Annotated in this window: 29 protein-coding genes; 18 read left to right on the plus strand and 11 right to left on the minus strand. The window is 71.5% G+C overall.

Annotated elements, in window-relative coordinates; all coding sequences use genetic code 11:
• Nucleotides 1-4 precede the first annotated feature (4 nt).
• Complete coding sequence (gene eccCa / locus DMH08_RS20910; protein WP_125617156.1) at nt 5-3,958, minus strand: type VII secretion protein EccCa; 3,954 nt, start codon at nt 3,956-3,958, stop codon at nt 5-7.
• A gap of 257 nt (nt 3,959-4,215) precedes the next feature.
• On the opposite strand from eccCa, the gene eccD reads away from it, so the two are divergent.
• The 9 genes from eccD (at nt 4,216) to DMH08_RS40240 (ending at nt 12,109) form a co-directional block, all read left to right on the plus strand.
• Nucleotides 4,216-5,613 (plus strand): type VII secretion integral membrane protein EccD, encoded by a 1,398-nt coding sequence (gene eccD / locus DMH08_RS20915; RefSeq protein WP_026404407.1) that lies wholly within the window; start codon nt 4,216-4,218, stop codon nt 5,611-5,613.
• Between the two features lie 19 nt (nt 5,614-5,632).
• Entirely contained in the window at nt 5,633-7,060 is a 1,428-nt protein-coding gene (gene eccB / locus DMH08_RS20920; RefSeq protein WP_026404406.1) for a type VII secretion protein EccB, read from the plus strand.
• Nucleotides 7,061-7,142: 82 nt separating this feature from the next.
• The gene (locus DMH08_RS20925; protein ID WP_026404405.1) at nt 7,143-7,433 is read left to right on the plus strand and encodes a WXG100 family type VII secretion target; all 291 of its coding nucleotides are present in this window, start codon (nt 7,143-7,145) and stop codon (nt 7,431-7,433) included.
• A 204-nt stretch (nt 7,434-7,637) separates the two neighbouring features.
• Nucleotides 7,638-7,952, plus strand: a complete 315-nt coding sequence (locus DMH08_RS20930; RefSeq protein ID WP_084550858.1) for a WXG100 family type VII secretion target — start codon at nt 7,638-7,640, stop codon at nt 7,950-7,952.
• Nucleotides 7,953-7,988: 36 nt separating this feature from the next.
• Entirely contained in the window at nt 7,989-8,279 is a 291-nt protein-coding gene (locus DMH08_RS20935; protein WP_026404403.1) for a WXG100 family type VII secretion target, read from the plus strand.
• A 158-nt stretch (nt 8,280-8,437) separates the two neighbouring features.
• Nucleotides 8,438-8,809 carry a hypothetical protein gene (locus tag DMH08_RS20940; RefSeq protein WP_026404402.1) on the plus strand — a complete coding sequence of 124 codons (372 nt, stop codon included), beginning with the start codon at nt 8,438-8,440 and terminating at the stop codon, nt 8,807-8,809.
• Between the two features lie 105 nt (nt 8,810-8,914).
• Complete coding sequence (locus DMH08_RS20945; protein WP_158642361.1) at nt 8,915-10,141, plus strand: WXG100 family type VII secretion target; 1,227 nt, start codon at nt 8,915-8,917, stop codon at nt 10,139-10,141.
• Nucleotides 10,142-10,248: 107 nt separating this feature from the next.
• Nucleotides 10,249-11,586: a S8 family serine peptidase gene (locus DMH08_RS20950; RefSeq protein ID WP_125617161.1), complete on the plus strand. Its 1,338-nt coding sequence runs from the start codon at nt 10,249-10,251 to the stop codon at nt 11,584-11,586.
• 100 nt (nt 11,587-11,686) lie between these two features.
• Nucleotides 11,687-12,109 carry a hypothetical protein gene (locus DMH08_RS40240; RefSeq protein ID WP_158642362.1) on the plus strand — a complete coding sequence of 141 codons (423 nt, stop codon included), beginning with the start codon at nt 11,687-11,689 and terminating at the stop codon, nt 12,107-12,109.
• Nucleotides 12,110-12,127: 18 nt separating this feature from the next.
• Here DMH08_RS40240 and DMH08_RS20965 read toward each other — a convergent pair whose 3' ends face one another.
• Complete coding sequence (locus DMH08_RS20965) at nt 12,128-12,520, minus strand: hypothetical protein (RefSeq protein ID WP_125617165.1); 393 nt, start codon at nt 12,518-12,520, stop codon at nt 12,128-12,130.
• Between the two features lie 56 nt (nt 12,521-12,576).
• Nucleotides 12,577-12,975, minus strand: a complete 399-nt coding sequence (locus tag DMH08_RS20970) for an ATP-binding protein (protein WP_125617167.1) — start codon at nt 12,973-12,975, stop codon at nt 12,577-12,579.
• A 154-nt stretch (nt 12,976-13,129) separates the two neighbouring features.
• Here DMH08_RS20970 and DMH08_RS20975 point away from each other — a divergent pair, with 154 nt between their 5' ends.
• From DMH08_RS20975 to DMH08_RS42425, 4 genes are all read left to right on the plus strand, one after another.
• Complete coding sequence (locus DMH08_RS20975; protein ID WP_125617169.1) at nt 13,130-13,939, plus strand: helix-turn-helix domain-containing protein; 810 nt, start codon at nt 13,130-13,132, stop codon at nt 13,937-13,939.
• Complete coding sequence (locus DMH08_RS20980; protein WP_125617171.1) at nt 13,930-14,115, plus strand: DUF397 domain-containing protein; 186 nt, start codon at nt 13,930-13,932, stop codon at nt 14,113-14,115. The genes DMH08_RS20975 and DMH08_RS20980 overlap by 10 nt, the downstream gene beginning before the upstream one ends.
• Before the next feature lie 8 nt (nt 14,116-14,123).
• Nucleotides 14,124-14,594, plus strand: coding sequence for a S1 RNA-binding domain-containing protein (locus tag DMH08_RS20985; protein WP_125617173.1), 471 nt, complete (start codon nt 14,124-14,126; stop codon nt 14,592-14,594).
• A 69-nt stretch (nt 14,595-14,663) separates the two neighbouring features.
• On the plus strand, nt 14,664-15,107 hold the full coding sequence (locus tag DMH08_RS42425; RefSeq protein ID WP_125617175.1) for a DUF3703 domain-containing protein: 444 nt from the start codon (nt 14,664-14,666) through the stop codon (nt 15,105-15,107).
• Nucleotide 15,108: 1 nt separating this feature from the next.
• Here DMH08_RS42425 and DMH08_RS20995 read toward each other — a convergent pair whose 3' ends face one another.
• Entirely contained in the window at nt 15,109-15,606 is a 498-nt protein-coding gene (locus tag DMH08_RS20995) for a MarR family winged helix-turn-helix transcriptional regulator (protein ID WP_125617177.1), read from the minus strand.
• A gap of 102 nt (nt 15,607-15,708) precedes the next feature.
• On the opposite strand from DMH08_RS20995, the gene DMH08_RS21000 reads away from it, so the two are divergent.
• Genes DMH08_RS21000 through DMH08_RS21015 form a run of 4 tightly spaced genes read left to right on the plus strand, consistent with a single transcriptional unit; the run spans nt 15,709 to nt 18,299 of the window.
• Nucleotides 15,709-16,188 (plus strand): cupin domain-containing protein, encoded by a 480-nt coding sequence (locus DMH08_RS21000; RefSeq protein ID WP_125617178.1) that lies wholly within the window; start codon nt 15,709-15,711, stop codon nt 16,186-16,188.
• 19 nt (nt 16,189-16,207) lie between these two features.
• On the plus strand, nt 16,208-17,083 hold the full coding sequence (locus tag DMH08_RS21005; RefSeq protein ID WP_125617180.1) for an NAD(P)-dependent oxidoreductase: 876 nt from the start codon (nt 16,208-16,210) through the stop codon (nt 17,081-17,083).
• A 5-nt stretch (nt 17,084-17,088) separates the two neighbouring features.
• Nucleotides 17,089-17,499: a hypothetical protein gene (locus DMH08_RS21010; protein ID WP_125617182.1), complete on the plus strand. Its 411-nt coding sequence runs from the start codon at nt 17,089-17,091 to the stop codon at nt 17,497-17,499.
• A gap of 50 nt (nt 17,500-17,549) precedes the next feature.
• Nucleotides 17,550-18,299, plus strand: coding sequence for a dienelactone hydrolase family protein (locus DMH08_RS21015; RefSeq protein ID WP_125617184.1), 750 nt, complete (start codon nt 17,550-17,552; stop codon nt 18,297-18,299).
• Between the two features lie 11 nt (nt 18,300-18,310).
• On the opposite strand, the gene DMH08_RS21020 is transcribed toward DMH08_RS21015, so the two are convergent.
• A complete protein-coding gene (locus DMH08_RS21020; RefSeq protein ID WP_125617186.1) occupies nt 18,311-18,784 on the minus strand; it encodes a PH domain-containing protein in 474 nt (157 codons plus the stop codon).
• A 103-nt stretch (nt 18,785-18,887) separates the two neighbouring features.
• Between DMH08_RS21020 and DMH08_RS21025 the strand changes: the two genes are divergently transcribed.
• A complete protein-coding gene (locus DMH08_RS21025; RefSeq protein ID WP_125617188.1) occupies nt 18,888-19,703 on the plus strand; it encodes a MerR family transcriptional regulator in 816 nt (271 codons plus the stop codon).
• Between the two features lie 41 nt (nt 19,704-19,744).
• On the opposite strand, the gene DMH08_RS21030 is transcribed toward DMH08_RS21025, so the two are convergent.
• The 6 genes from DMH08_RS21030 to DMH08_RS21055 form a co-directional block, all read right to left on the minus strand.
• The gene (locus tag DMH08_RS21030) at nt 19,745-20,380 is read right to left on the minus strand and encodes a response regulator (protein ID WP_125617190.1); all 636 of its coding nucleotides are present in this window, start codon (nt 20,378-20,380) and stop codon (nt 19,745-19,747) included.
• On the minus strand, nt 20,377-21,642 hold the full coding sequence (locus DMH08_RS21035; protein WP_125617192.1) for a sensor histidine kinase: 1,266 nt from the start codon (nt 21,640-21,642) through the stop codon (nt 20,377-20,379). The genes DMH08_RS21030 and DMH08_RS21035 overlap by 4 nt, the downstream gene beginning before the upstream one ends.
• Nucleotides 21,643-21,645: 3 nt before the next feature.
• A complete protein-coding gene (locus DMH08_RS21040) occupies nt 21,646-22,386 on the minus strand; it encodes an ABC transporter permease (protein WP_125617194.1) in 741 nt (246 codons plus the stop codon).
• 10 nt (nt 22,387-22,396) lie between these two features.
• Complete coding sequence (locus DMH08_RS21045; protein WP_125617196.1) at nt 22,397-23,305, minus strand: ABC transporter ATP-binding protein; 909 nt, start codon at nt 23,303-23,305, stop codon at nt 22,397-22,399.
• Nucleotides 23,306-23,415: 110 nt separating this feature from the next.
• On the minus strand, nt 23,416-24,600 hold the full coding sequence (locus tag DMH08_RS21050) for a Cmx/CmrA family chloramphenicol efflux MFS transporter (RefSeq protein ID WP_125617198.1): 1,185 nt from the start codon (nt 24,598-24,600) through the stop codon (nt 23,416-23,418).
• A gap of 500 nt (nt 24,601-25,100) precedes the next feature.
• A complete protein-coding gene (locus tag DMH08_RS21055; protein ID WP_199747920.1) occupies nt 25,101-25,901 on the minus strand; it encodes a hypothetical protein in 801 nt (266 codons plus the stop codon).
• Between the last annotated feature and the right edge of the window lie 85 nt (nt 25,902-25,986).

A 25,986-nucleotide genomic window follows, 5' to 3' on the forward strand; every position in this document is an offset into this window, starting at 1 on the left:
GTGCTTACTCCTGGTGTGCGGTCTGGATGAGGCGGGTCCCCTTGCGGCGGTCGATGTAGTAGCCGCGGCCGGGGGGAAGGGGGTGGCCCTTGATGTTCCCGAGCACGACGCCCTCGTCCTTGTTACCCGACATGAGCAGGCTGGGCGATCCCATTTCCTTGATGCGCTGCAGGATCGGGTCGTACATCGCGCGGCCCGCGCCGCCGTAGGCGCGGGAGACGATGACGTGCAGGCCGATGTCGCGGGCCTGGGGGAGCAGTTCGGCGAGCTGGGTGACGGGGTTGTTCGAGGTCGCGACGAGGTCGTAGTCGTCGATGATCAGGAACAGGTCGGCACCCGTCCACCAGGAGCGGTCGCGGAGCTGCTCGGGCGTCAGGTCGGCCGGTGGGAGCCGGGCCTGGAGGGCGCCGACGATGTCCTTGACCAGGCCGGACGCGGCGGCGGACGAGGCCGCGTAGCCGATGCGGTGCTCGGTCTCCGCGGCGTCGAGGAGGGCGCGCCGGTAGTCCAGGAAGATCATTCGGGCCTGCTGCGGCGTGTACCGGTCGATGATCGCCTTGGTGATGATCCGCATCAGGTTCGACTTGCCGCACTCGGTGTCGCCGAGGACGAGGAAGTGCGACTCCTGCTGGAAGTCGAGGAAGACCGGCTGCAGGGAGTCCTCGTCGATGCCGATCGGGATGCGCGACCCGGTCTCGGCGGACGACGGCAGCGACGCCAGCGGCAGGACGGCCGGCAGCATCCGGACCTGCGGGGCCTTCGGGCCCTCCCAGTTCGACGCGACGGCGGCGACGAGCTGCTTGACGCCGTCGGCGAGCGTGGAGTCGTCGGAGTTGCCGTCGAGGCGGGGGAGCGCGGTCAGGCAGTGGTGGCCCTCGCGGGTGAGGCCGCGGCCGGGCTTGCCCTCGGGGACGTTGTCGGCGAGCCGGCGGTCGATCTCCGAGTCGTACGGGTCGCCGAGGCGGAGCTCCAGCTTGGTACCGAAGAGGTCCCGGATGTTCATCCGGAACTCGGACCACTTGTTGACCGTCGCGATGACGTGGATGCCGTAGCCGAGACCGCGGGCGGTCAGGTCGGTGATGGTGCCTTCGAGGTTCTCGTAGTCCTGCCGGAGGGTCATCCAGCCGTCGACGACGAGGAACACGTCGCCGTACCCGTCGCCGCTGAGCTCCCCGGACGCCCGCATCCGCCGGTACGTCGGCATGGAGTCGATGCCGCGCTCGGCGAACTCGCGCTCGCGGGTCTCCAGCAGCGCGGTGACCTCCGCGACGGTGCGCCGCACGCGGTCGGCGTCGAGGCGGTTCGCGACGCCGCCGATGTGCGGGAGGTCGCTGAGGGCGCTGAGCGTGCCGCCGCCGAAGTCGAGGCAGTAGAACTGCACCTGCTGCGGCGTGTGGGTGAGCGCGAGGGACGCGATGAGCGTGCGGAGCGTCGTCGACTTGCCGGTCTGCGGCGACCCGGCGATGCCGGCGTTGCCCGCGGCGCCCGACAGGTCGACGTACATCGGGTCGCGGCGCTGCTCGAACGGCTTGTCGATGATGCCGGTGATGGCGTGCAGCCGGTTCCGCCAGCCCTCGTGCTGGGTGGTGAGGCCGTGCCCGGGGACGACCGCGAGCGTCGGCAGCAGCTCGTCCAGCGTGGGGGACGCCTCGAGCGGCGGCAGCCAGATCTGGTGCGCGGGCGGGCCCTGGTTCTCGAGCTGCTTGACGACGACGTCGAACAGCGTGCCGACCGACTCGCGCTCCTCCTCCTGCTGCTGCTCCTGCTGCTGCTCGATGACCCGCGGCCGGATGTAGTCCGGGATGTACGGGACGATCTGCTTGACGACCTGCGGCCCGGCCTGCTCGCGCGGCGCGAGGTCCTCGTCGGCCGGCCCGGACACGTACCCGGCGCGGAACCGGGTCATCGCCTCGGTGCCGAACTTCATGTAGCCGTGGCCGGGTGCGGACGGCAGCTCGTAGGCGTCCGGGACGCCCAGCACGACGCGGGACTCCTGCGCGGAGAACGTCCGCAGGCCGATCCGGTACGACAGGTGCGTGTCGAGGCCGCGGAGCTTGCCTTCCTCCAGCCGCTGCGACGCGAGCAGGATGTGGACGCCCAGCGAACGGCCGAGGCGTCCGATCATGACGAACAGGTCGGCGAACTCGGGCTTGGCCGACAGCAGCTCGGAGAACTCGTCCAGGACGAGGAACAGCGTCGGCATCGGCTTGAGGTCGGCGCCCTGCTCGCGGGCCTTCTCGTAGTCGCGCAGCGAGGCGTAGTTGCCCTGGGCCCGCAGGTACTCCTGGCGCCGCACCATCTCGCCGTGCAGCGCGTCGTACATGCGGTCGACGAGCGGGAGCTCGTCCTCCAGGTTGGTGATGATCGCGGAGACGTGCCGGAGGTTCTCCATCCCCAGGAACGTCGCACCGCCCTTGAAGTCGACGAGGACGAAGTTCAGCACCTCGGGCGAGTGCGTCATCGCGAGCCCGAGGACGAGCGTCCGCAGCGCCTCGGACTTACCGGAGCCGGTCGCGCCGATGCACAGGCCGTGGGGGCCCATGCCGCCCTGCGCGGACTCCTTGATGTCGAGGTGGACGGGCCGTCCCTCGGGGTCGATGCCGATCGGCACCCGCAGCCGGTTGCGGGGCGCCCGCGGGCGCCACATCTCCGCGGCGTTCACGTTGAACGGGTTCTCGATGCCTAGCAGCGACGTCACCGTGGTCGCGCCGGACAGCGCGTCCTCCTCCGGCCCGGCGGAGGCGCTGGCGCGCAGCGGCGCGAGCTGGCGGGCGAGGGCCTCCGCCTGCTGCAGGGTGATGGAGTCGGGCTTGCCGATGCGGTTGGGGACGTCCTTGCCGGTGCGGTCCTTCGTGAGCCGCGCGACCTGCTCCTTGGTGACGGCGACGCGCAGCATCGCCTGCTCCACGACGGGCGCGGTGGAGCCGGTGAGGTCGATGACGCAGACGCCCTCGACGCCGTCGGCGGCGAGCTGCGAGTCGTAGGACGCCTGGCCGCCGTCCATGATGATGATGTGGTACGGCAGGTCGTCCTGGGACAGGCCCGGCTGGAACCGCGGACGGTCCTTGACGTCCTGCCCGAACATCGCCTCGAGCGTCGACATGCTTTCGGCCATCAGCCGGACGGGCCCGGCCGCGTCCGTCTCGGTGGGGTGCAGGTTGTGCGGCAGCCACTTGATCCACTGCCACCACGGCATCCGCTGCTTGGACGCGCACACCGCGATGCGCACGTCGTCGGGGGAGTGGAACGTCGCGATCTGCACGATCAGCGCCCGGATCAGCCCGTACACGGCCTCCGGGTCACCGGACGGGACGAGCCGCGCGAACGACCGCAGCGACACCGAGATCGGCAGGTTCGGGACGTTCGAGTGGGCGCGCACGAACCGCCGCAGGGCGCCCGCGGTCATCGGCTCGAGGTCCTCGATCGGCTTCGTCTCCGGCGGGATCAGCTGCACGGCGAGCTTCTGCGCGCCCGTCCCGATGCGGACCTGGATGAAGTCGTCGTCGGACGGGCGGCGCTCCCACAGCCGGGCGCTCATCGCCAGCCACCACAGCGACGCCGGGTCGGGGCTGCCCCATTCCATCGCCTCGCGCTGCTGCTTCGCGGCGGCGCGGACCTTCTTGCGGACCTGCCCGAGGTAGCGCAGGTAGTCGCGGCGGTCGTTGTTCAGCTTGACCTTGCGCTCGCCGCTGCTGCGGCCGACCTGGCCGAGCATCATGCCGAACATGGAGATCGCGAACATGCCGCCCGCGACGTACTGGAGCGGGCCCCCGCCGCGGCCCACCAGCATGAAGACCATGGCGCCGGAACCGGCCAGCATCGGCAGGTACGTCAGCACTCCCTGGAATCCCTGCGGGATCAGCTCGGGAAGTTCGGGGGGAGACTCAAGCAGGATCTCTCCACGCGGCGGCGCGGGGGGTTTCCGCCGCTCCCTCCGTCGGACGATCACCGTGCTCACGCTGCTGTTCCTCCCTCGCACCGGAGAGCGGCCCGCCGACCCCGGGAGATCGCCCGCCCGTCGGATCGTCGGCGGCTTGCGCCCACTTGACCGGATTGATGGTAGAGGTCTCGACGGACGCCGACTACACGGCGGCAGTGTCCGGATACTAGGGTTAGCCCGATTCGCACCACTGAGGAGGCACGGGACCCGGCACACCTGACCGCAACCGCAGGTGTCACGCCCCCCGTTTCAACCGGACAACTTGCGAGGACATCGTGAGCGCTCCCCCTGGGGCCGATCTCTGCCGCGTCACGGTCGTCGGGCCGAGCCGACGGGTCGATATCGCCCTGCCCGCGGACTCCACGTTCGCGGAGCTGTACCCGACGATCCTGCGGTACGCGGGCCAGAACCTGGCGGACGCCGGGCTGGCCCACGGCGGCTGGGTCCTGCAGAAACTGGACGAGGCGCCGTTCGAGCCGTCCAGCACGCCGTCCCACGCGGGGCTGCGCGACGGCGACCTCATCTACCTGCGGCCCCGCATGTCGCAGATCCCCGACCTCGCGTTCGACGACGTCCCCGACGTCGTCGCGACCGCCGTCAACGATCGGCCCGGGCGCTGGCGGCAGGACTCCACCCGCCGGTTCGCGCTCGGCTGGGGCGTCGCCGGGCTCATCGTCGGCGGCCTCGCGCTGCTGCTGTCCGGGCCGTCCTGGCTGGTCCCGGCGATCGTCGCGGGCGCCATCGCGATCGTCCTGCTCGCGGGCGGCGTCGCACTGTCGCGGGCCCTCGGCGACGCGGGCGCCGGCGCGGCGCTCGGCTACGCGGCCCTCCCGTACGCGTTCCTCGCCGGGATGCTCGCCCCCGCCGGGGACGACGCCCTGACGGACCTCGACGCCCTGCACCTGGTCGCGGGCTTCGGCGCGGTCGTCCTGGCCGCGACGATCGCCGGGTTCGGCATCGCGCAGGGACTGCCCGTCTTCTACGGCATCGCCATCGCGGCGCTGTTCGGGACGATCGACTGCGCGATCCCGATGGTGTTCGACATGGACGCCGCGGGCGTCGCGGCCGTCACCATCACGATCGTCCTGGCGCTGACGCCGCTGCTGCCCGGCATCGCGTTCAAGTTCGCGCGCGTCCGGCTCCCACCGGTGCCGAGCAGCGCGGAGGACCTGCGCCGCGACACCCTCTCGGTGGACGGCCAGGAGCTGCTGGACCGCACGTCCCTCGCCGACCGGTACGTCACCGGCGGCGTCTCGGCGATCGGCCTGACGGTCCTCGGCGGCGCGATCCCGCTGTCGTTCGACGACGGCTGGGCGTCGCCCGTCATGTGCCTGGTCGTCGCGTTCGCGGTGCTGCTGCGGGCCCGGCTGTTCCGCGGCCGGAACCAGAAGCTGTGGCTGCTGGTCCCGGGCGTCGCCGCGCTGGCGCTGCTCGCCGTCGGCACGGCGCTCGGCATGGACTCGCAGGCGATGCTGCTCGTCGCCGTGCTGGTGCCGACCCTGGTGGTGTCCGGCATCGCGGTCGGCGTCGGGATGTGGCTGCCGGGGAACCGGCCGACCCCGTTCTGGGGACGCGCGGGCGACATCATCGAGATCATGCTGGTGGTCGCGATGATCCCGCTGGCGCTCGGCGTCACGGGCGTCCTCGAGTACGTCCACACCCTGGCGAGCTGACCGGCGAGGAGGACGTTCGATGCAGACGAAGAGGGATCTCCTCCAGGCGCACCGCCTGATGACGCACCGCGCGTCGCAGGCGCTCATCCTGGCCGAGCCGGACTTCCCGGAGCAGCCGCTGCGCAAGCTCAACGTCGGGCTGTTCGCCGGCATCATGGTGGGGGTCCTGGCGGCGGCGGTGTTCGGCATCGTCGGCCTCCTGTTCGGGGGCGGCAACAAGGGCCTGGACGCGAAAGGCGTCGTCCTCATCGAGGAGGAGACCGGCGCCCAGTACGTCTGGTGCACCCCGCAGGGCTCGCAGAAGGCGGTGCTCTGCCCCGTCGCGAACTACGCGTCGGCGAAGCTGGCGGCGTCCATGGCGGAGGGCTCCCCGCAGCAGAAGACGGTGTCGGCGAAGTCGCTCGCGGAGTTCCCGCGCGGCCCCCGCATCGGCATCCCGGACGCCCCCGACTCGGTGCCCGAGGCCGACCGGCTCGTCGGCGGCCCGTGGTCGGTGTGCGTCCGGCAGCGGCAGCAGGGCGGCGTCGGCCAGTCGGTGGTGTCGCTCGTCGCGGGCCAGAAGGTCGGCGGCGAGAAGGTCGACCCGAACAGCGGCGTCGTCGTCAGCACCGGCCAGAACGCCAACTGGCTGATCTGGAAGAACCAGCGGATGAAGCTGTCGCCCGCGGGCCTCACCGTGCTCGGCGCGTCCGCGCCCGCGCAGGTCTCGCCCGGCTTCGTCAACGCGCTGCCCGCCGGCCCGGACTTCGCGCCGCCGAAGGTCCAGGGTGCCGGCGGCAAGCCGTCCTTCGAGGGCGCCACCGGCCGCATCGGGCAGGTGTTCACGGTCAAGGGCGTCGGCGCCGGCGACCAGCACTACGTGCTCCTCGCCGACGGCTACGCGCCCGTCACGGCCCTGCAGGCCGCGCTCATCCAGAACTCGGCGTCCTACACGCTGCCGAAGAACAGCCCGCTGGACGGCAGCGCCGTCACCACGCACCGCTCGACGCAGAAGCTCATCGACGAGCGCCTGCCGCAGGCCGCGATCCAGCTCCGCTCGTACGACCCGTCCCAGTCCCTCTGCGTCGTCTACCCGGACACCGCGAAGGGCTCGCAGACGGCCGAGCTGACGATCGGCGGCGGGAAGGACCTGCCGATGCCGGCGCAGGCGTCCGGATCGGGCGTCGACAATGTCGTGCTTCCCCCGGGCAGCGCAATTCTCGCGGGCGTCCTGCCGAACTCCGGATCGGTCGAGGCGATCAACACTTACCAGCTCGTCACCGATTCCGGACGCCGCCACTCGCTCGCGTCCGCGGAGACGGCGAGCGCGCTGGGATACCAGATCTCGCCGGAGAAGAACGATTCGGTGCCCGTCCCCGCCAACCTGCTGAACCTCATCCCGCAGGGGCCCGCGCTGGACCCGCAGAAGGCCGTCCTGCCCGTCGCCTCGGGCGGTGCCGCGGGATGACCGACAGTTACCGGAAGATCAGGTTCGTGTCAGTCCGGCTTGGTACGCTCCTGATCGTCGCGCATGCCACGGAGGAGTCGTTGTGAGTCAGGCGTTCAGTACGGACTACGCCACGATGAAGCAGGCAGAGGCCATGTTCAAGAGCACGCACACCCAGATGGTGCAGGCCCTGGACGACCTCGAAGCCGACATCGAGGCGCGCCTCGCCGTCTGGGAGGACGACTCGCGCGACGCCTACTTCGAGGCGAAGGCCAAGTGGGACAAGGCCGCCCGGGAGATGGCGGACCTGGTCAAGGAGTTCGGCGAGGGCATCGGCACCGCTCAGCAGAACTACCAGTCCGCCGAGCAGTCCAACACCGAGCTGTGGGGCTGACCGGAGCGAACCGACGCGTCGGCTACGCATTCTCGCAGTTCACGCCGGGGTCGACAGATATTTGATAGCTGGCCTACGGTGGTGGGCTTTACCGTAAGGGCGATGTGCCGCACGATGGGTGGAAAAATCGTGGCAATCGGGTCGAACCGATCAGGCGCACGCCGCGTCCAACACGATGCAAGTGGCTACTGGAAGGGATGACTGATGGGTCAGAGGTCAACGGTCGACAGAGCAGAAATGGCCCAGGCCGCCCAGCGGGTGGAGGCCGCGGCTCAGGACCTGCGCAAGATGCAGGGCGACCTCGGCCAGGAGCAGGCTCAGCTCCAGGGCCGCTGGATCGGTGAGGCGGGCAACGCCTTCACCCGCGTCTACAACGAGTTCAACTCCGAGCTGGGCAACGTGCTCCAGGTCCTCGACGGTCTGCACGAGAAGCTCGTCCAGGTCAAGATCAACTACGAGGCGAGCGAGCAGCAGCAGGCGGAGGAAGTCAACCGCGTCGCCGGCCTGCTCAACGGCTGACCGTAACGAAGAGACCCGAAGGCACGAAGGAGAACGATGTCCTTTCAGTCAATGGACTTCGGCGCGATGCAGCAGGCGTACGCGTCGTTCCAGCAGAAGCACAACCAGATGCGCCAGGAGCTCGACGACCTCGCGAAGAGCGTCGAGGGCAAGCTCGGCCAGTGGGAGGACGGCGCTCGCGAGGCGTACTTCCAGGCCAAGGCCGAGTGGGAGAAGTCGGCCGACGACATCTCCCGCATCCTGAACCAGCTCGGCGTGGTCATCAACTCGTCCTCCGAGACGGGCCAGGCCACCGTCAAGAACAACGTCTCCATCATCGGAGGCTGACGCCCACCGTCATCGATCGGCCGCCGGACGGCTCCGGCGGCCGATCGATGGCGACCGTCAGGATCCGTCTCCCGCGGCAGACCTGACGTATCCGTAATCGCCAGAGCGGCAGCAGTGGATTCGGTGCGGGCTCTTCCGGCCCGCCGGGGGAGGCTCTCATGGGTCAGAAGAGTGAGATCGACAAGGACGAAGTCAGGAACATCCTGCGCGTCCTTCGCACAAACCTGGAAGCTTTCGAGAGCGGCAGCGGTACGCGCAACGACATCTCGATGAACGCCAACATCACCAACTCCGAACTCGGCCAGTACCCGGCCGTGTCGGCCCTGAACGCCTCGACGCAGTCGGCGTACGGCCAGATCAAGGGCCAGTACGACGGCTTCCTCTCCAGCTACCAGGGGATCATCGACGCGCTGGACCGCATGGTCGGCAACCACGAAGAGACCGACCAGGGCAACGCGGCCAACGCCAACCAGGTGAACTCCAACCTGCAGAACGGGTCGCCTACGACCTCGAACACTTCCGCGTACTGAGACCGGCTGACTAGGTGGGATTGAGAAATGGGTAACACTCCGCACCAGGAGCCGATCCGCTCGAACATGGATAGTCCTGTCGAGTGGGACGGTGGCATCGATGAGATGAACCAGATCCTCGACGCGATGGACCCCGGCCGTGTCGAGGGCGCCGGCAACGCCTACAACGGCGCGGCCGCGAAGTTCGAGAGCGCCGCGCGAGTTCTGCGCACCCAGATGTCCGCACTGGGCAACGTCTGGAAGGGCGACGACGCCGACGCCACCATCCAGCAGATGGAGAAGCTGCAGACGAGCGCCGAGAACATGCGCCAGGTCTCCGACGAGACCGGGCGTGCGCTGGTGAACCACGCGGCCGTCATCCGCCAGTTCCAGCAGAACCGTCCCGGCAAGGGCTTCTTCGGCAACCTGTCCTGGGACGACGCGGGCGTCGTCGCGGCCGGCACCGTCGTCGCGGGCCCGGCGGGCGGCATGATCGCCCTGGGCGGCAAGAAGATCGGCGAGGCCCTCGGCATCCTCGACAGCGCCGAAGACGAGGCCGCGCAGAACCACATGCGCCAGCTCGGCGAGGCGACCAACAACTCGAACACCCAGATGCCCGCCAGCATCTCCACCAACCTCCCGCAGACCGGCCTGAACCAGCAGCTCCCCACGAACAACCCGAACCTCGATGGCGGCGGCGGCAGCATCCCCGGCGGCGGCGGTATGGGCGGCGGCCTTCCCGGCGGCGGCAGCATGCCCGGCGGCGGCGGCATGCCGGGTGGCGGCAGCATGCCGGGTGGCGGTGGCATCCCGGGCGGCGGTGGCAGCATCCCCGGCGGCGGCGGCATCCCGGGCGGCGGTGGCAGCATCCCGGGCGGCGGTGGCATTCCGGGCGGCGGTGGCAGCATTCCGGGCGGCGGCGGGATCGGCGGCGGCAGCTCCGACCTGGCCGGTCTTCCCGGTGGCGGCGGCCTGGCGGGTGGCGGCGGCAGCCTCGGCGGCGGGGACCCGTTCGGTCGCGGCGGCCTCGGCGGCGGCGGTGGCGGTATGCCCGGCGGCGGTGCCCTCGGTGGCGCCGGCGGCGGCATGGGCGGCGGCATGGGCGGCGCGATGCCCGGTGCCGGCGGTCTCGCCGGCGGCGGCGCCGGTCGCGGCGGTGGCATGGGCGGCGGAGCGGGCAAGGGCCTTGGTGCCGGTGCCGGTGGCCGTGGCATGATGGGCGGCGCCCCGATGGGCGGCGGAGGCGGCGGCGGCGGTAACCAGGAGGAGCACGAGCGTTCCACCTGGCTCACCGAGGACGAGGACGTCTGGGGCGGTAACGAAGGCGACACCGCTCCCCCGGTGATCGGCTGACCGCAGGCTCGGCCAAAAGAGAATGCGTGACACGGCGTGAGCGGTTCGGACGAGCGTTCGAACTGCTCACGCCGTATCCCATTGAGCGAGGTTGTGCTGTGCGACGGATGACACGATGGCTGGCCGGGATCGGAGCGGGCTCCCTTCTGGTCCTCACCAGCGCGACGCCCGCCGGGGCCGTCCCCGGCCCGCGGAGCGATCAGTGGTGGTTCAAGGCGTGGGAGATCCAGACGAAGGTCTGGCCGGTCACCAAAGGCTCCGGTGTCACCGTCGCGGTGATCGACAACGGCGTCAACGGCCAGCTTCCCGATCTCCAGGGCGCCTTGGTCCCTGGGACGGAGATAACCCAGGGCGGTGGCAACAAAGGGCTCATCGGCCCGACGTCCGATGTAGAGGATTCACACGGCACGGGCATGGCCGGGCTCATTGCGAGCCAGGGGACGGCCACCGGGTACGTGGGCGTTGCTCCCGAAGCAAAAATCATGCCCATCAAAGCCGACCTGACGGAATGGGCACAGGCGATCCGCTACGCCGCTGATAACGGCGCCAAGGTCATCAACCTTTCGCAGGGCTTCGCGGCCAAGGCGTGCCGTCCCGAAACCCAGCAGGCCGTCGCTCACGCACTGGAGCGGGATGCCGTGGTTGTGGCCAGTTCCGGCAACACCGGTGGCACGACCAATCAGGCCATGGAGCCTGCCAACTGCGCGGGCGTGCTAGCGGTCGGAGCTGTGGACAACCAGAAGCGAGCCTGGACGAACACCCAACGTCAGCCTTACGTGGACGTTGCGGCGCCGGGTTTCCTGGTCAACTCCCTTCTTGCGGACGGCACAGTCGCCGAACGCATCGTCGGGACGAGTCAGTCTGCTGCCCTGACCTCCGCCGTGGCCGCGCTCATACGGTCCAAGTATCCGCAGATGACCGGGCGCGAGGTCGTCCAGCGCATCCTCAACACCACCAAGGACGCGGGCCCTCCCGGTAAGGACAACCAGACCGGTCTCGGTGTCATCATCCCGGCGGACGCCTTGAACGCGCAGGTGGCGAAGAACGCGCCCAACTCGGTGTACGCGGACTACGACAAGTGGAAGCAGGCGAACCCGAACGCCGTCCAGGGCGGGCAGCAGGGCGGGGAGAAGGCCGAGAAGAAGGACGTGCCGCCGTCCGAGCAGACGAAGGCCGCCGACAGCGCCGACCGGAACACGATGATCCTGCTCGGGGTCGTCGGTGCGGTCGTGCTCGTGGTCGCCGTGGTCCTCTTCCTCGTCTTCCGGAAGAGCAAGAAGAAGGCCGCTCCGACGGGTTCCGGCCCTGGGGGCGGGTTCGGTCCGCCCGGTGGGCAGCAGTACATGCCGCCGCAGCCGCCGATGCAGCCGCACGGTGGGCAGCCGCAGGGGCCGCCGCCGCAGGGGCCCGGCGGGCCGCAGGGCGGGCCGTACCCGCCGCAGTAGCGAACAGAGGCTTTCGAAGGGGGCGTCGCTTGCGCACAGTGCCGTGCGCGGGCGGCGTCCATTCATGTGCGTCAGATACCGGAAGGGGAGAACATTGAAGATGCGTTTCGCCGTTCCCGTCGCCGCGCTCACGCTCGCGTTCAGTGTGAGCGCGTGCGGTGGGGACTCCGAGGACGGCGCCGGCGACGGTGCGTCGTCCGCGGCGCCGCCCACCGCGGCGTCGAGCGCCCCGGCCGCGACGCCGTCCCAGGGCGGGTCCGGTGGCGGGGCGACGACCGGGAACGGCGGCGGTGGCGGGTCCATGACCGGCAACGGCGGCGGCAGCGGTAGCGGCGGCGCGGGGCAGACATCGCAGCAGAAGATGCTCGCCAAGGTCGTGGAGTGCATGCGGGCCAAGGGGTACGACATGCCCGACCCGGAGCCGGGGAACCCGGCGGTCGCTCCTCGCAACACCGAGGGCAAGGACCCGAACAAGGTCAACGCGGACTCGCAGGAGTGCGTCCAGAAGGCGCAGGCGGGCTGACGCTCCCGTTGGTGCCGCTCACCGGGCGCGGCTTCCGGTGAGCGGCACGAACGCGGCGAGGAGCCGCGAGAGGAGCCGCACGCGTCCGCGTCTTCGAGGCGGACGGACGGGCTGGCGGTGCGACGCGCTCCAGGTGCCGTCCCGTCTTCTCCGTGGCGGTGGGGGGACGGGCGAGGGGCCGCGTCCCGGCCCTTCAGCGGGACGCGGCGGGCCGAGGGCCGCGCGGAGCTGACGAGCGAGGCCACGGGAGTTCTTCGCCTCGACCAGCCGATCGGGGAGTAAGGCCCAGAGCGATCCGCAGAACTCGCCGTACCAGATGCAGATGCCGGGGAACGTCCGGCGCAGGTCGGCGAGGGCCTGGTCGATGTCGGCGTCCAGCTCGATGAAGGATTGGCCGGGGCTGGCGGGCATGGTTTCTCCAGGGACGGTCGTGCGGTTCGCCAGAACGAGGGGATGGTTGTGGACGCTCAAAGCACGCACCGCACCCACACGACCTTTCCGGTCTCGTAAAGGGGACGGACTCCCCAGGACTGGACGAGTTCGATGATGAGCGGCAGTCCCCGGCCGCTCGTCGCGTCGTGGTTCTCCGGACGGACGATCGGGAGACCGGCCCCCTCGTCCCACACCTCCACGCACACGGTGTGCTTGCGCTCGTCCGGGAAGATGCGGACGACGATGTGGCCGATACCCACGTGTTTGTAGGCGTTGGTAACCAGCTCCGTAACCACGAGCCGCCCGACGAAGTCGTCCGCGACGCCCAGTGCGCGGAACTGCTCGACAAGGAAGCGCCGCGCATGCGCGGGCGCCCGGTCGGACGGAGCGAGGACGAGCGTCGGCGTCTCCGGCGCCAAACCCCCAACGGACATCGGAAGATCCCCCTTGCGTGACGAGCCGTTGTTTCTCTCAGTAGGCCACTCGTCGACGCTCGGTGAGTGTTAACGTCAGCGAAGAAGGAACATCCCGTCCTCGTTCAGCCCCCAGCGGTTACAAGAAGTTAAGTCCAGTTAAGGAGATGCGGCCGTGGCCACCCCTCGTCGACGTGCGGTTTCATCCCCTGCACTGGCTGCGTTCGGACGCCAGTTCAAGCGCTACCGGGAACGCGCCGGGTTGAGTCAGGCGCGGGTCGCTCACCGACTTGGCATGACCGCGTCCTTCATCTCGCAGGTCGAAAGCGGGAAGAAGCGGTGCAAACGGGAACTCGTTGAGGTCATGGACCCCGAGTTCAGGGCAGGTGGTGTGCTCCTCAACCTCTATGACGACTTGAACGGTGACGGGACGCTGGGGTTCCCGACATGGTTCGACTGGCCGGAGGTGGAGGCCGAGGCGGAAGTGCTTATCACCTGGGAAAACAGTGTCGTTCCTGGCCTGCTCCAGACCGAGGACTACGCCCGATCGCTGCTGGCGACGGAGGAGGCGCTTCTCGCGCGCATGGCGCGGCAGAACATCCTCACTCGCGATGTCCCTGCTCCGGTCTCGCTGATCGTCCTGTTACGTGACCAGGTGCTCAGTCACTTCGTCGGTTCCCGCGAGATCATGCGGGACCAGTTGGCTCACCTGCTCAGCATGAGCATGCTGCCGAACATTACCGTTCAAGTGGTCCTCAATGATGACGGTGCTCCGGCCGGGAACGGTGGGTCGTTCGTCCTGGCCACGATGAAGGACCGCAGCGAAGTAGCGTATCTTGAAACTGCAGTACGCGGTATCACCACGGATGACTCGGAGGACCTCATAGCGGTGGCGCGTATCCTAGATACTTTGAGGGGTAACGCGTTGCCTGCAAGTATGTCTCGCGAGCTTATTGCAAAGGTGATGGAGGAAAAGTGGACCTGAGTGAAGCGGTGTGGCGCAAGGCGCGCATAAGCACGGAGAACGGCGGCAACTGCATCGAAGTCGCGGACGTCGTTGGCGGCATCGCGGTACGTGACAGCAAGGACCCGGAGGGCCCCAAGCTCCTCGTGAGTCGTGAGGAATTTCGGCGGCTCGCTGGGGTACTCAAGCGGCTCTGACCGTTGCTTTGAAGGCTCCGGAGGTCGGATCGGTCGTTGTCGGCCGCGTTGCCGCCGTCCAGGATTTCGGTGTTCTGGTGGACCTCGGATCGGTCGAAGGGGTGATCACGGTGCCGAACCTGTCCTGGCGCCGCTTCGATCACCCGTCCGATGTGCTGTCCGTCGGCGAGCGTGTGAGGGTCAAGGTCCTGGAGGTCGACCAGGAGAGGGAGCGGATTTCGCTCAGTGTGAAGCACTTGCTTCCCGACCCCCTGCTCGAAGTGAGCGAGCGGGTGGGCGGTGTCACGGTCGGTGAGGTTGTTTTTCGTGCTCCTATCGGCGTGTTCATTCGCATTTTCGGGGAGTTCGAGGGGCTGATCCCCGAGGCGGAAATGCCGAAGTTCGAGGACGGCGCCGATTGGCGTCCCGGGCGGGATGTGCACGTCCGGATCGCCCGCGTTGATCTCGAGCGACGCCAGATCGCCCTCGCCTCCCCCTGACCCCGGAGACGTCAGCAGCAGTCCTGTTCGTTTGCGTCTGGGCAGGTGGAGGCGGGGGCTACGGCGAGGATGGTGGCGCGTAGGTCGTCCAGGGCGTGGCCAAAGCGGGCGTCGGCCATACGCCGCCGAGATGGCCGCCGCCCGGACGGCCGCCTCTCGGACGGCCGCCGACCGGGACGGCCGCCGCTCGGACGGCCGCCGACCGGGACGGCCGCCGACGGGGACGGGCGGTGGCGGGCGGCCGGGCGGGCGCACATCGTGTCGCAGCCGTGGCCGCTCGCCCGCACCCGCACCCACGCCGCCAGGCTGCGGCCGGCCGTCCGCGACCGCGACCCGGTGGAGGTGTTCGGCCCGGTGGTGCGGCTGGTGCTGGCCGCGCCCGCGTCGGCGGCGGACCGCTACCCAACCGGCAACACCGGACGGGCGCGGGTCGGCATCGGCACCCCCATGCCGCTGCCGGACGATCTCGCCGGGCTGCTGCGGGACGCCGGCGTCGCGCTGGAACCGCGGTAGGTCAGCGGGCGGGGGTGTCGCCCTGGGCCTCCAGGAGGGCGGCGAGGACGGTCGCGAGGCGGTCGCGGTCGGCGGGGGCGAGGGCGTCCAGGAGGCGGGCGTGGTTGGCCAGGTGGAGGGGGAGGACCCGGTCGATCACCTCCAGGCCGTGCGGGGTGAGCCGGATCCGGACGGAGCGGCGGTCGGCGGGGTCGGGTTCGCGGGTGACCAGGCCCTTGGCGGCCATGCGGTCGACCCGCAGCGTGATCGCCCCGGTGGTGACGAGCGACGCGCGGAGGAACGCCCCCGCGGTCAGCTCGTAGGGCTCGCCGGAGCGCCGCAGCGTCGACAGGACGTCGAACTCGCCCGGCTCCAATCCGTGCTCGCCGAGGAAGTCCTTGATCGCCTTGTCCCAGAGCCGGGACAGCCGCAGGAGGCGGCCGACGACGCCGATCGGTGAGACGTCGAGGTCGGGCACCTCGCGGCGCCACTGCTCCAGCACGGCCTCCACCGCGTCCATGAATCCTCCCGCTTCAGATAGATGAGCGCTCGCCTAATTGACACTCATGCGAGTGCTGATTATCTTAGCGCTCGTTAAACGAGTCCTCGTCCAGGGAGTGTCATGTCCTACCCCGACCCTCGGTACTTCGGCGAGAACGGCGAGGTCAGCGCCGTCTTCCGGCCCGCGGACGCGGCGCCCGACCACGTGTCGCGCGGCGGTGTCGAGTACCACTACCTGTCGACCAAGGCGTCCACCGGCGGCGAGTACGGCCTGTACCGGGTGAACATGGGGCCCGAAGCCGGCGGGCCCAGCACGCACTTCCACAGGTCGATGTCGGAGGCGTTCTTCATCCTGTCCGGCACCGTGCGGCTGTTCGACGGCGAGCGCTGGGTCGACGGCACGTCCGGCGACCACCTGTACGTGCCCGTCGGCGGGCTGCACGCGTTCCGCAACGAGTCCGGCGAACCGGCGTCGATGCTGATGATCTTCGCGCCCGGTGCGCCCCGCGAGGAGTACTTCGAGAACGTCACCGAACTGGCGGGACTCTCCGAGGACGAGCGCGCGGAGTTCTTCCTCCGCCACGACAACTTCTTCATCTGATCGACTGAAAGGCATCACCATGACGGAAGACGCCGCCGGACGAGTCACCGTGCTCGGCCTGGGCGCCATGGGATCGGCGATCGCCCGGACGTTCGTCGACCGCGGCTACCGCACGACCGTCTGGAACCGGACGGCGAGCAGGAGCGCGCCGCTCGCCGGCGCCGGGGCCGCCGTCGCGCCGACGGCCGCCGAGGCGGTCGCCGCGAGCCCGCTCGTCGTGCTCTGCCTCCTCGACGGCGCGGCGGTCGACGCGGTGCTGGCGTCCGTCGGCGCCGCCGCCGAGGGCAAGGTGCTGGTGAACCTCACCAGCGGTTCCCCCGCCCAGGCCCGGACGAACGAGCGCTGGGCGCACGAGCACGGCGCCGAGTACCTCGACGGCAAGCTCATGGGCGACCCGCCCGACATCGGCAAGGAGAGCGTCCTCGTCCCGATCAGCGGTTCCGGGGCCGCGTGGGCCGCCCACGAGGCCGCGCTGCGCGAGCTGGGCGGCGTCGCCTACCACGGCCCGGACGCGGGCGCGGCGGCCGTGGAGTTCAACGGCCAGGTCGCGATGGGCTACGAGATGCTCATCGGCTTCCTGCACGTCCTGCGGCTGGTGCAGGCGGAAGGCGGCGACGTCGCGGCGTTCGGCGCGCGCCTGGCGGGCTCGGTGGCCGCCTACCCGCCGCTGCTCACGGCCGTCGCCGAGGCCGCCGCGAGCGGCGAGTACCCGCCGGACCTGGGCCCGCTCCGCGTCCAGGCCGCGCTCATGGACGACCTGATCGGCCACCGCGAGTCCGCGGGCGTCGAAGCCGTGCGGATGCGGGAGGTCAAGGACCTGATGGACCGCCGCATCGCCGGCGGCCACGGCGAGCAGGGCTTCTCGAGCCTGTTCGAACTACTGGGGAAAGGCTGACAGGCATGGACGACAAGGACGCATCGCTCCTCCTCTTCCGCAACACCATGCGGATCACCGACGGCCACCTGGCCGGGTTCCGGGACGCCATCGCCCGCGCCGTCGGGTTCGCGCAGGAGCATGGCCCGCAGCTCATGGTGCAGACGTTCGTGGACGAGGAGCTGATGCTCGCGCACAGCTTCCAGCTCTACCGCGACTCCGACGCCGTCCGCCTGCACTGGAAGCTCGCGGACCCGTACATCCAGGACGTCATGGAGCACTGCCGCGTCGAGCACTTCGAGGTGTTCGGCGAGCCGGACGCCGGCGTCACGGCGGGCCTGCGCGCGTCCCTCGGCGCGCGGACCCCGCTGACGTTCGCCCCGCGCGTCGCGGGCTTCCTGCGCTTCGGCGAGGCGCCCGCGACCCCCGCCGGCTGACCGGCGGCGCGCATGGCAGGCTCGACCCATCGGCCACGACAGGAGAGCGCATGCGCACCGAGACCTTGGAAGTTCCCACCCCGGACGGCCGGGCCGACGCCTTCGCCGCCTTCCCGGACGACGGCGGGCGGCACCCGGGCGTCCTGCTGTACCCGGACGCCTTCAACCTGCGGCCCGTCCTGGAAGGGATGGCCCGCGAACTGGCCGGGCACGGGTACTGCGTGCTCGTCCCGAACCTCTTCTACCGGCACGGCCCGGCACCGGTCGTCGACCTCCCCGAGCACATCGGGGAGGACGTCCGGTCCGAGGTGATCGGCCGGGTGTGGCCGCTGATCAAGGAGCACTCCACCGAGCGGATCCTGCGCGACGCCGACGCCTACCTCGGCTTCCTCGGGTCCCGGCCCGAGGTCGCGGACGGGCCGGTCGGCGTGGTCGGCTACTGCATGGGCGCCGCCCTGGCGATGCGCACCGCCGCCGCCCGCCCCGACCGGGTGGCGGCCGTCGCCGGGTTCCATCCCGGCATGCTGGTGACCGACGCCTCCGACAGCCCGCACCGCCTGCTCGCCGACCTCACCGCCGACGTCCACCTCGGCGTCGCCGAGGGCGACCTGTCGCCCGAGGCCGCCGCCGAACTCGGCGAGGCCCTGGACGCCGCGGGCGTCGCCCACGACATCGAGCTGTACCCGGGCACCGTCCACGGCTTCACCATGTCCGACACCGACGCCTTCGACGCGTCCGCGCTCCGCCGCCACTGGGACCGCCTCCTCGCCCTCCTCGCCCGCACCCTGACCGCCGGGTGAGGGGACGCCGGTCAGCGGGCGGCGTCGTCCGGGTCGGGCAGCCGGGCGCGGCGGAGGCGTTCGATCTCCTCCACCGCCCGCACGACCTTCCGGGCGGGGCCGTCGGAGTCGGGCCAGGTGTAGCAGGTGAGGGCGTAGAGGTTCACCGGCAGGGCGCGGCCCTTCAACCGCACGGCGGGGCAGTCGGCGGGCAGCGGAGCCTGCCCGGCCGCGGCGATCTCGACGCCCGTGACGTCGGCCCACGGGTACCGCCGCGTCAGGAAGAACGCGTGGTGCCGGATGCCTTCGTCGGTGACCACCACCCTGCACCGCGCGGCCCGGAACACCGGCACCTGCCCCGCCGACAGCGCGAGCAGGGCGAGCACGAACGCCGGGTCCTCGGCCAGCGGGTCGGCGCCGATGCCGCCGACCACCAGGAACACCAGCCCCTCGACGATCACCGCACCGACGACCCGGAAGGGCCGGCTCCGGTACGTGCGCCGCATCACACGACACTAAACCGGGGCGGGCGCCCGGACAACGGCGCGGCCACGTCCCGTATCGGGGCTTGACCCTCACACCGTGTCAGGCGGTCGACTCGGAGATGCCATGTTCACCATCGGAGAATTCGCCAGGCACGGGCGTGTATCGGTCCGGATGCTGCGTCACTACGACGCCATCGGGCTGCTGCGCCCGGCCCACGTCGACCCCGCCAGCGGCTACCGCTACTACGGCGCCGCCCAGCTCGCCCGCCTGAACCGGATCATCGCGCTGAAGGACCTCGGGTTCACGCTCCAGCAGGTCTCAAACATCGTGGACGACAAGGTCGGCGCGGACGAGCTGCGCGGCATGCTGCGGCTGCGCCGCGCCGAGCTGGAGACGGCCGTCGCCGCGGCGCGGGCGCGGCTGGTGCGGGTCGAGGCGAGGCTCCGAGCGATCGAGAGCGAGGGACACATGTCCGCGAACGACGTCGTCGTCAAGAGCGTCCCGGCCGTGCGGGTGGCGGAGCTGACCGCGGCCGCCGCGAGCCTCGAGCCCGAGGAGATCGGGCGGGTCATCCGGCCGCTGTACGAGGAGCTGTTCCGGCATCTGGACGCGGCGGGCATCGCGCCCGCCGGTCCCGGCGTCGCCTACTACGAGGACGTCCCGGACGGCGGCGTCGTCGTCCACGCGGCGGTCGAGGTCGCGGCGCCGCCGCGGGACGGCGCCTTCCGGGTGCTCGACCTGCCTGCCGTCGAACGGGCCGCGACGATCCTCCACCGGGGGTCGATGGACGGCGTGCTGCCGACCGTCCAGACCCTGGCCCGGTGGGTCGACGCCAACGGCTACCGGGCGACCGGCCACCCCCGCGAGGTCAACCTCGAATGCCCGGACGACCGGGACGACTGGGTGACCGAGCTGCAGGCCCCGATCACCGACGCCTGACCGGCGGGCCCGGGGGCGGCGCGCCCGCCCCCGGCGCCGGGTCAGTCGTCGGGGTCCGGGGTGATGTAGCCGCGGGAGATCGCGGCGGCCACGGCGGCGGCGCGGTCGTTGACGCCGAGCTTCGCGTACGCGTGCAGGAGGTGTGTCTTGACCGTGGCCTCGCTGATGAACAGCCGCCGTGCCGCCTCCCGGTTCGTCGAGCCGCGCGCGATCAGCTCGAGGACGTCCAGCTCGCGCTGGGAGAGGGGCTGCGCCGCGGGGCGCCGCATCCGGCCCATGAGCCGGGTCGCGACGGTCGGGGAGAGCACCGACGCGCCGCGCGCCGCCGCCTCCACCGCGCGGAACAGCTCCTCGCGCGGCGCGTCCTTCAGCAGGTAGCCGGTCGCCCCGGCCTCGATGGCGAGGAGGACGTCGCCGTCCGTGTCGTACGTGGTCAGCACCAGCACGCGGGAGGGCACGCCGCGCTCCGCGAGCTCCTTGATGGCGGTGACGCCGTCGGTCCCCGGCATGCGCAGGTCCATGAGGATGACGTCGGGGCGGAGCCGCTCGGCGGCCGCGATGGCCGCCGCGCCGTCCGCGGCCTCCCCGACGACCTCGAAGCGCGCGTCGGCGCCGAACATGCCGCGCAGGCCGTCCCGCACCACCGGGTGGTCGTCGACGATCAGCAGCGAGATCACTCCGCGCCTCCCGCCGGGAGCGCCGGGACGGTCGCGGAGACCGCGGTCCCGCCGCCCGGTTCGGACTCGATGTCGAGCCGCCCGGCGAGGCGCTGCACCCGCTGCCGCATGCCGGCGAGCCCGAACCCGCCGTCGGCGGACCGGTGCGCGCGGCGGACGGCGGCGGGGTCGAAACCGACGCCGTCGTCCCGGACGTCGAGGGTCACCAGGTCCTCCATGTACGACAGGGTCAGGCCGACGCGGCCCGCCTTCGCGTGCTTCGCCACGTTCGCGAGGGCCTCCTGCGCGGTGCGCAGCAGCGCCACCTCGACGTCCGCGTGCATCGGGCGGGCGTCGCCGGTGGTCGTCAGCACCGCGTCGACGCGGTTCGCCTCCGCCCACCGGCGCGCCACCTCGCCGATCGCGTCCGGGAGCCGGGCCTCGGCGAGGACGGCCGGTTCCACCGCGTGGACGGTCCGGCGGGCCTCGGTGAGGCTGTCCCGGGTCAGGTTCATCGCGCTCCCCAGGTGCCGCCGCAGCGCGGCCGGGTCGTCCAGCAGGCCCTCGGCGGCCTGGAGCTGGGCGAGGACGCCCGCGAGGCCCTGGGCGAGCGTGTCGTGGATCTCCCGCGCCATCCGCTGCCGCTCGTCCAGCATCCCCGCCTCCCGGGCCTGGACGAGCAGTTGCGCGTGCAGGCCCGCGTTCTCCGCCAGCGCGGCCTCCAGCCGGGCGTTGGCCTCGTGCAGTTCGGCGAGCGCCCGCTTCTGGTTAGAGTTGCGCCGGTCGTTCATCTCGGCGAAGTGGAAGAACGCCGCGGACAGCAGCAGGGTGACCAGCGCGATGACCGACCATTCCCACCAGCCGTCGTCCCGCATGCTGTCCAGGCCGCCCGCGTACGCCAGCGACGAGATCAGCGCGGTGGCCGCGACGCCGGCGTACTGCCAGCCGCCCTTCAGGTACACGGCCGCCTGGACGTACCCGGCGAAGGTGAAGATGGCGTACCAGGGCGCGAGCACCACCAGCGCGGCGGCCAGCGCCATCACCCCGGTGTAGTACAGGCCGCTCAGCGGCCCGCTGTCCCGCTTCGGGAGGATCCGCTGCCACACGAAGATCCACACCGCGGTCGCGGCGGTGAGGCCGAGCGTCGGCGCGTACCCGTCCTGCTGGAGCAGGGTGATGGCGGTGCTCGCCGCGAGCAGGGCGTACGGGAGGACGCCGAACAGCGCGAGCTCCCGGCGCTCCCCCCGGTCGAACTCCGCGCGCAGCTCGGCCTCGATGCTCACGACCTACTCCCAGCGGAAGTACCGCGCGGCCAACCCGCCGGCGGCGACCGTCCACCCCAGCATGACGGCCACGTGCAGGAGCTGCGGCCAGTCGCCGGCGGCGGCGTCCTGCAATGATTGCACGCCGGCGCCCAGCGGCGTGAAGTCGCTGATCGTCCGCAGGACGTCGTTCATCTGGTCGCGCGGCAGCCACAGGCCGGCGAAGAACAGGATCGGGAAGAACAGGACGCTCCCGGCCGCTCCGGCGCTCTTGCCGTTCGGCACCAGGGACGCCACGAGCAGCCCGAGCGCGAACATCGCCGACGCGCACAGCAGGTACGCCGCCAGGTAGGCCGGCTGCCGCTCCGGCAGCCGCACGTCGAACGCCGTCCGGGCGATCGCCAGCACGAGCAGCATCGTCACCAGCGACATGAGCAGCGACACCAGCAGCTGCGCGCCGAGCATCACCGCGGGCCGGACCGGTGTCGTCCGCATGCGCCGCAGGACGCCCTTCTCGCGGTTCACCGCGAACTGCTGCGGCAGGCCGTTCATCGCGAGCATGGCGATGCCCATCGCGACGAGGATCGGCGCGTAGAGGTCGATGGTCCGCAGCCCGCCGAGCTCCTCCTGCGGTTCGCGGAAGTCCGGGACCAGGCCGAGGACGACGAGCAGCAGCGGGGGGAACGCGAGCGTGAAGAACACGCCCACCGGTTCGCGGAAGAACAGTTTCATCTCGGTGGCGGTCAGCCGGGCCAGTGCGGTCATGGTCGCCTCCTCAGGCGTCGATGGGGCGGCCGGTGAGGGCCACGAACGCGTCGTCCAGCGAGACCTGCTCCACCCGCAGGTCCGCCGCCGTCACGCGGTGGTGGGCGAGGACGGTCGTCACCGCGAGCAGCAGGTCCCCCGTGCCGGTCACGACGAGCTGCCCGCCCGCCCGCTCGACCGACGCGACCTCCGGCAGCGCGGCCAGCACGGCGTGGTCCAGCGGCGCGGACGGCCGGAACCGGAGCCGCTGCCGGTCGTCGACCCGGGAGACGAGCCCCGCCGGGGTGTCCACCGCCACGACCCGTCCGGCGTCGATCACCGCCAGCCGGTCGCAGAGCCGCTCCGCCTCCTCCATGAAGTGCGTGACCAGCAGGATCGTGACGCCCCGGGCGCGGATGTCCTCGATGAGCGCCCACGTGTCGCGGCGGGCCTGCGGGTCGAGGCCGGTCGTCAGCTCGTCCAGGACGGCCACCCGCGGGCTCCCGACCAGCGCGAGCGCGATCGACAGCCGCTGCTTCTGCCCGCCCGACAGCCGCCGGAACTGCGTGTTCCGCTTCTCCGTCAGGTCGAGCGTGTCGAGCAGCGCCCGCCAGTCGGCGGGCGCCCGGTAGAACGAGGCGTACAGCTCCATCGCCTCGCCGACCTTCAGCTTGTCGGGCAGCTCGCTCTCCTGGAGCTGCGCGCCGAGGAGCTGCCGCAGCTCGCCGCCGTCCCGCCGCGGGTCGAGGCCGCACACGCCGATGCGCCCGCCGTCCGGGCGGCGCAGCCCCTCGATGCACTCCACCGTCGTCGTCTTGCCGGCCCCGTTCGGACCCAGAATCCCGAAGATCTCGCCCTGCTCGACGGCGAAGCTCACCCCGTTGACCGCGGTGTGATCGCCGTAGCGCTTGACGAGGCCCTCCACCTCGATGATCGCCATGGCACAAGCGTCGCCTCCGGAACCCCGCCGCCGGATCGCCCGCGCGGTCCGCGGCGGCGGGGTGTTCGGCGGAGCCGGGCATCCACCGAACGGTGGATGCCCGGCTCCCCCTACGCGGGCTCGCGTTCCCGGTCCGCGTCGGCCGGGGCGGGGGCGAGCACGTGCCGCGTGGGGAGGGCGATGAGCAGGGCGACCGCGACCAGTGCCCCGCTCGTCCACAGCGGTCCCAGGTTTCCGGATCCGCCGCCGAGTGCGCCCGCCGCCGCGAGGGGGCCGGCGACGGCGCCGATGTTGAGCGCCGCGGTCGCGTAGGCCCCGCCCATCGTCGGCGCGCCCGCCGCCTCGTACAGGACGCGCGCGATCAGCGTGCCGCCCACCGCGAACGACAGCGCGCCCTGCGCGAACACCAGGACCAGCAGCGCCGCCGGGTACTCGGCGAGGACGGCCAGCGCGGGCCAGCCCGCGAGCAGCAGCGGCCCGCCGACCGCCGGCACCAGGCCCGGGCGCCGGTCCGACAGCCGTCCGGCGACGGACACGCCGGCGAACGACCCCGCGCCGAACAGCGCCAGCACGACCGGCACCCACAGCGCGCCGAGCCCCGCCGTGCCCGTCACGACCGGGCCGAGGAACGTGAAACCCGCGAACGTCGCCGCGTTCACCAGCGCGCCGAGCCCCATGACCAGGACGAGCCGCGGCCGCCGCAGCCACGCGAGCTCGGCCCTGAGGGGCGGACCGTCCGCGCTCTCGCGCGCGGGGCGCGGGAGCCCCCGCAGGATTCCGGCGGCCGCCGGGAGGCAGAGCGCGGCGACCGCCCAGAACGGGGCCCGCCACCCCAGCAGCGCGCCGAGCAGCGCGCCCCCGGGCACCCCGGCGACCGTCGCGGCCGTCGTCCCCGACAGCAGCACCGCGACCGCGCGCCCCTTCCGGTCGGACGGGACGAGCGCCGCGGCGGTCGTCATCGCGACGGCCAGGAAGCCCGCGTTCGCGAGCGCCGCTACGACCCGCGTCGCGAGCAGGACGGTGAAGCTCGCGGTGACGGCGCCCGCGACGTGGGCCGCGGCGAACACGAGGACGAACGCGAGCAGGCTCGTCCGTCCGGGCCGGTTGCGGGCGAGCGCGGCCATCAGCGGCGCGCCGGCGACCATCCCGACGGCGAACGCCGAGGTCAGGGTGCCCGCGGTGGCGACGGAGACGCCGACGTCGGCGGCGATGTCCGGCAGCAGGCCGGCGAGCATGAACTCCGAGGTGCCCATGGCGAAGACCGCCGACGCGAGCAGGTAGAGCGGAAGAGGCATCGAGTGGCTCCGAGGTGAGGAGAGGTACGAGACGACGTCTCGTCACCGCGGTCAGCCCACGGGCGCACTCGTCCGGCCGCATGCGCGGCGGGACGGACTCAGTGGTGCAGGGGGCTGACGGCGTGACCGAAAGCCCCCACCTCAACCGCCTCGGGGCTCGCCATGCCCGCACGCTACCCGACCGCCCCGAGCCGCCGCACACGGGTTTCCCGGAGCCGCCTTGAGGTGCTCGTCGTGATCTCGCCATCGATGGAGGGGAACCTCCGCGAGGCCGACATCGGGGCCGTGGCCGCCCGGACCTTGACCGAAGACGGCCACGGCGGGCGGGAGTACCCGATGACGGGACCCGACGTTCTCGACATGCCGCGGAAACTCGCCGTCCTGGCGGACGCGCTCGGCCGCGAAATCGAATTCGTGGAATTGTCCGAGGCCGAGGCGCGCGGTGGCCAGAGGTGCGCGGCTTCGCTGCCGGTCGCGGGATCGAGTGCTGGAACGACGCCTCACCCGAGGGTGGCGAGGATCTTGGTGGCCAGGGCGACGGCCTGCTTCTTGGCGGTCGGGTAGGGGAGGTTCGTGCCCCGCACCACCTTGCCGCTGGTGCGGTAGGCGTCGGCGGCCGTCCAGGTGATGTCGATGGTGACGTTGCCCTTGCGGACGAACAGCTGCGCGCCGCCGAGCCAGTAGGTCTTGGCGGCGGCCTGGCTGGGGCCTTTGACGATCGGGCTGACCTGGTGGCTGGCGAACGCCTCGTCGCCGAGGCCGGTCAGCTTCTCCCGCCCCTTGTGGAACTCGGGGTCGCCCGCGTTTTCCCAGGCGCTGCCGAACTCCTCCCGGGCCTCCTCGAGCGCGTTCGCGGGGTTCCCTGACGCGTTGGTGTTCACGACGATGTCGAGGTTGCGGCCGTTGGCGGCGCTGAGCCGCTTCCACTGGCACGAGCGGCGCTCCTCCGAACTGGTGATGGTGTCGACCTCGATGCCGCGAACCTTCGCGGGGAGCGAGCCGCGGAGGCCCTTGCAGTAGTCGGGGAGGGACGTCACGACGGCCGCCCGCTGGGTCGCCGAGGCGGAGGCGGACGGGCTGGGGGCGGGGTCGTCCGGGACGGCGACACCGGTGTCGCCGGACGAGCCGGACGAGCCGCCGCGCATCTCCTTGCGGACGGCGCCGGAGACAGCCTTGCCGCCCAGCAGCACGGCGATCGCGGCGATGACGGCGATGACGCCGAGCGCGGCGCGCTTGCCCCCGCCGGCGGCGGCGGGCGGGTGCACCGTCCCGGGCGGCGGCATGGCCCCCGGCGGCGCCATGCCCCCCGGCGGCGGCATGGCCCCGGGAGGCATGGCCGCCCCGGGTGGCATGGGCGGAGGGAAGGCGGGGGACATGCCGGGGCTG

This window comes from Actinomadura sp. WAC 06369 (assembly GCF_003947565.1).
In the GTDB taxonomy this organism is placed as follows: Bacteria; Actinomycetota; Actinomycetes; order Streptosporangiales; family Streptosporangiaceae; genus Spirillospora; species Spirillospora rifamycini.